The sequence below is a fragment of the Brevundimonas sp. genome (assembly GCF_031082345.1).
Lineage (GTDB): Bacteria > Pseudomonadota > Alphaproteobacteria > Caulobacterales > Caulobacteraceae > Brevundimonas.
This window is the reverse complement of record NZ_JAVHLH010000210.1, coordinates 1-4,812: the sequence shown is the minus strand read 5'-3', so window position 1 is coordinate 4,812 and position 4,812 is coordinate 1. Positions and strand designations below refer to the sequence as shown.

Sequence of the window (4,812 nt, the reverse complement as noted above, 5' to 3'; positions counted from 1 at the left end):
CTCTCAACTCGGTGAGCATGAACTCGACTATTCCCTCGGCTTCGGCGCGCTGGTGCTCGGCTTCCCGCCGGGCCCCTATGGCCGTGGTGGTCAGCAGGGCCATGGCTAGCATCCCCGCCAGCGCCATCCCCGTGACGGCCGTCACGGCCCGCAGCCGGCGCTGGGCGTCGCGCTGGACCAGCTCGTCGAGTCCCACCCCGACAATGCCCGCCACCAGCTTCAGAAAGCCGAGGCGGGGGCCGTCTCCGGTCCGCTGCAGATCGGCCGCGAGCGGTTCCCGCGCCCCGTCCGCCAGCGTATCCGGGAAGGAGTCCGCGGGGACCCCCGCGATCAGGGCCGCCAGCACCGGCCGGTCCGGATGCAGCGACCGGAACAGCTCGATCTCGCGCGCCACCCACGGCGACTGCCTCGCGCCCGGCGAGCAGACCACGATCAGGCTGGCGGATCCGGCCAGGGCCGCGCGGACCTCTTCGCTCAGATTGTCGGCGGCCGGCAGGTCCTCGCGATCGCGGAAGATGGGGCCGAGCAGTCGGGGAACAGGCCCGCGGGCCGTCGCGCGCCCGACCAGCCGCTTCGGCACGACGTAGCGCTCCAGCCGCCGGTGCAGGCGGCGACCGGCGACCGTGTCCTGGTGGCTGTAGCTGATGAAGGCCCGGTATCGCGTCGGCACGCCCCCGCCCTCGTCCATCCTTCCCTCCCGCCAGCCAGCACGCTGCCAGAGAGCGAGCCGCCGCACAATCGGAGCGTGACGGCCGTCACGGACGGGCGGGGAGCGTGGAGTCAAGCTCCCGCAATGCGGTCCCGGAATGTCGGCTGCCGCGATTCATCGGAGAAGACCAATGACCAACGACCTGTACGGCGAAGTCAATCAGACCTGCTGCGACAAGCTGCTCGGATCGGTGAAGTATCCCTTTGTCCTGTTTGACCGGCAGGAGAGCTTCCCCAAGACCGCGGGCGGCGCCGATTTCGAGGATGGCGGCTTCTACCAGTTCACCGAGCAGGAGACCGACGAGCTGTTCCGGACCGCGGTCAGCGAGGCCGGCACGCGGGCTGACGCGACCGTCCACGACCAGGTGTTCGCCTTCGGCGGCACCATCCTGCAGCAGGCCAAGGTCATGCTCGACGCATTGAACGCCAAACCCGACGAGTTCGAAGGCCCCTCGAGGGAGGAACTGGAGGCGATCATCAACGGGGGTATCGAAAACCTCGGCACTACGATGCGCGGGTTCCTGAGCGACTGGGGAGTCTACGCCTGGTGTCCGCATCTGCGGGCGACCGTGAAATCGAAGCCGGCCATCAAGCTGCAGTCCCCGCGCATCGACCTGGACAATGTCCGGCTCGAGTTCAAGGCGACCGGGGAGCTCTGGGTGAAGTACCCGTGGTGGAACTGCTACAAGTGGTGCCTGAAATGGAAGAAGGTCATCAAGTTCGACCGCATCGCCAGCATCACCGTCACTCCCGACATCGCCATCGACGCTCACGCCGTTTTCTCCGTCCGGGGCGCCCAGGTGTTCGCCTCGGGCAAATTCGACCGGCTGCGGCTCGAATACGACATCCTCGACAAGATCCCGCTCGAGGGTCTCGCCAACCGCGCCGTGGCCGGCAAGGAAATCCCAATCTACGACGGGGCCCAGCTGGTCGCGACCGTGCCGCTGCTGAAGTCGCGCTTCACCGTCGACAAGATCGCCCTTCCGCCGAAGTCCGACGCCGTCGGGATCGGTGTCACGGTGCGGCAGCTCTAGAAGCCGCGGCCCCAGGGGGCGGCCGCGACGGCCGCCCCGCTCCCGGGATAGAAACCATGCCAAGATCCGCTTTGATCCTGCTCGCGCTGTGCCTCGGCGCCTGCGCCCACAACCTGCCCGCGGCAGACGTTCCGAACTCGGTCACCGAGGCCGCACAGGCGCGCGTCTATGTGGACATGAACGGCGTGATGTTTCCGCCGGGGTGGCGTTCGCCCGCTGTGGTGGGCGAACACGCCGTCCGCAGCAGGCATTCGATCCACGCCGCCGTCAATGGCAATGAGACGAAGCTCGACCGCATCCGTTCGGCCGAGGATCTGCACCTCGCTTCCATCGCCAGGCTCGCCGGCGAAAGATCGCGCGTCTTCGTCTTCCTCGTCGGCTTCAACACCAGCCACGCTACGGCCGTCGAGCTTCGGGCCATGCAGGACGCCATCGGCCTCGGCCCCGACGATTTGGCCATCGAATTCTACTGGGACGGTCATGACGCCGCCGTCTACGCGGATGCGGCGAGGATCTGGTTCTGGGGTGCCGGTTCCAGCCAGGTGACCGGCCAGCGGGGCCTGCGCCGGGTGCTGAACGCCGTCGGCGACAAACCCGTCGTGCTCGTGTCCTACAGTCGCGGCGCCTCCGTGGTGTTGAGCGCCCTGTCCGATCCGGCCTACGCACCGTCGTTCCGCGCGGAGACCGAGGCCCTGGCCTTCCTGCGTCCGGCGGGCCCCGCCTTTTTCGAGACGCCCCCGCTGGCGGCGGGCGGACCGATCCGGGTGGTGATGCTGGCGCCGGCCATTGGAGAGCCCGACTTCTGGGCTCCCGGCAGCATGGGGGACGCCTGGGCGTTCAGAGTCTTCCCCGAGCGGGTGGCGTCCATCCGTTATTCGATCAATCCGCGCGATCCCGTTCTGACAAAGGGGTTCACAGGCCTGGCGCGCCACTTCAACGCCACGGATCTGGGGGCCGGGCGCTCGGCCGGCCGCGACCTCGACTGCCACTACCGCATTCTCCAAGGCTACGAGGTGGTCGGGGACATCGGACACGGAGTCGGGTCCTACATCGGCGATCGGTCCTTCACACAGATGCTGCGCGACAGCGGCGTCGGCGCCGCCACGGCCGCGCCCGTCGTTCGCCGACCCGACTGCGCGGAGACCGCGCCCCCTGACCATCGCTGACGCCAATCGCCTGGAGGATGCCGCCATGATCCCGTCCCGACCCACATCGAGCCGCAACGCCGGGCACCTGCTGATTCTGCTCGCCGGCCTCTCCCTGCCGTCCGCGGCATGGGGACAGGAAGCGGTGGACAAGCTGAACCGGCCGGACCCTTCGCCGACGCAGGACAGGTGGACTGTGGAATGGGCGGCCTCCGCCGAACCGGGTTTCCTGATCGATGGCGACCGGATCGCCCAGCTCGATCCGCGGGATGTGCAGGACGAGGGCGAGTACACCTTTGCGGCCACTCTCAAGAGCGAGTTTCCACGCTTGGTGAGGGTTTCCCTGTCACCCTCGGCGACGATCAACCCGAACTGGTTCGACGGGCAGGATGGGACGTCGGGCTGGTCCGTCGAAGCGCAGGTGCGACGCAAATTCGAGTTTCCGGCGGGGGCCGGAGTCAGTCGGCGACCGCACCGCGCTGTCCTGCCCTTCGCGACCTATGAATACGGCCAATCGTTCGAAGGCATATTCGACGGCCCGGAGACCGCCGACCGGACGGTCACCCTCGGCGTGACCTTCGCGAACTTCGTTTGCGTGGCCGCCGCCGCCGGCTGCGTCGGGGGCCCGGAACAAGAATACGGGATCACGGTCCGTTACTCCGAGCTGGACTCCTCCAACGATGACAACGACGCGCGCGGACCGACGGTGGAGGTCGATTGGACTCGACCGGCCTTTGGAGACACCGCCGTCTGGATCAAGGCTTCGGCCGATTTCCGGACCTATGACAGTCTGTCAGCCGACAGCGGCGGAGGGCTTGCCGAGGCCGCGCGGTATTCCGTGGCCATGGGGCTGGATGTCTCGGGGTGGGCGCGTAGGAACCTGCGCGCGCCCGACGGGGTGGAAGTCAAGATCGGCCTGCGCTGGGTCCGGGTCGAGGCCGACCGGTCCGATCTTGAGCGCGAGGATTTCGCGGTGACACCGACGGTCAGTTGGAAGCATTGACCGGACGAGCAGCGACCGTCGCCTTCCAAACCGGGGAGCCAGAAAGCGCGTGGCCTCGCGGCCCGGGCAAGCGAATTGGGTGGGCTGATCGCTTGCAACTTCCCTGTTGGCAGGGAACCTCCAGCGGGTCTTTGGGTGACAGAGACGGCTGCCCCCGGTTCGTCGGGTTCTCGGGCTTCCCTGCGAGACTAAAATCTTATTTATATTCAGCGGGGTAGGCCGTGGCGGTGGGGGCAGTCATTCGACAACTTGTCTCCGACCTATCGGGCGGATCTCGGTGAACAAGACCACTTATGCCCATTTCGGGGAATCGCGCTTATGCGCATTTCGCGAACGAGACGGGAACAGCTGGAGACAAACTGTGCTGATGGAGGGCAGGTGGCGATCGCGCAGACGTCACCGCAAATTCGCCTCCATTGATTGGCTGACCGATCAGAGACCTCTCGCCTGACCGGGTGTGCTGCCTGCCGGGCGCAGATAGGGCAGGGCGCGGGCCTATGCGGCGAGCGAGTGCAGCCGTCGGTAGTGATGGCCTTGGCGTGGCCGTGCCACCCATCAACTTCTTCATGAACTCAGAGCGGCCGGCTTGTCTTTGGTCTTGCTGGCAACGGATCCCAGCACCTCGCTATCGCGGTCGACGACCCGCCAGATGCGGTGCATCTCGCCAGTTGATCTTCGCAAGTCGGATCGACTCACTTAACGAACAATGGTATGATTGCGTGTTGTGAGGAGATTGCCATGACGGACGAACACCAAGAGCAAATCGATACACTGCAGATTCCGGTTATCAAGATCGAACCGCTGCCGCAGGCTCGCGGACGCGATGTCGTAGCCCAGGAAAGCGGGCGCCTGTCGGATCGTAGCGATACTCACAACTGGTAAGCGGTCAGCATGTCGGGCTGGCTCGATGCCTTATTGGGCT

5 protein-coding genes are annotated in these 4,812 nt (G+C 66.4%); 4 read left to right on the top strand and 1 reads right to left on the bottom strand.

The genetic code is table 11. The features are described from left to right. Positions 1-688: toll/interleukin-1 receptor domain-containing protein (locus tag RDU12_RS12295; RefSeq protein WP_308684849.1), on the bottom strand; the 688-nt coding region annotated here is incomplete at its 3' end. Between the two features lie 151 nt (positions 689-839). On the opposite strand from RDU12_RS12295, the gene RDU12_RS12290 reads away from it, so the two are divergent. From RDU12_RS12290 to RDU12_RS12275, 4 genes are all read left to right on the top strand, one after another. After that, positions 840-1,742 carry a hypothetical protein gene (locus tag RDU12_RS12290; protein ID WP_300289129.1) on the top strand — a complete coding sequence of 301 codons (903 nt, stop codon included), beginning with the start codon at positions 840-842 and terminating at the stop codon, positions 1,740-1,742. Positions 1,743-1,798: 56 nt separating this feature from the next. Next, on the top strand, positions 1,799-2,908 hold the full coding sequence (locus RDU12_RS12285) for a hypothetical protein (protein ID WP_300289130.1): 1,110 nt from the start codon (positions 1,799-1,801) through the stop codon (positions 2,906-2,908). A 25-nt stretch (positions 2,909-2,933) separates the two neighbouring features. After that, entirely contained in the window at positions 2,934-3,890 is a 957-nt protein-coding gene (locus tag RDU12_RS12280; RefSeq protein WP_300289131.1) for a hypothetical protein, read from the top strand. A gap of 738 nt (positions 3,891-4,628) precedes the next feature. Next, positions 4,629-4,772: a hypothetical protein gene (locus RDU12_RS12275; protein ID WP_300289132.1), complete on the top strand. Its 144-nt coding sequence runs from the start codon at positions 4,629-4,631 to the stop codon at positions 4,770-4,772. Positions 4,773-4,812: the final 40 nt, after the last annotated feature.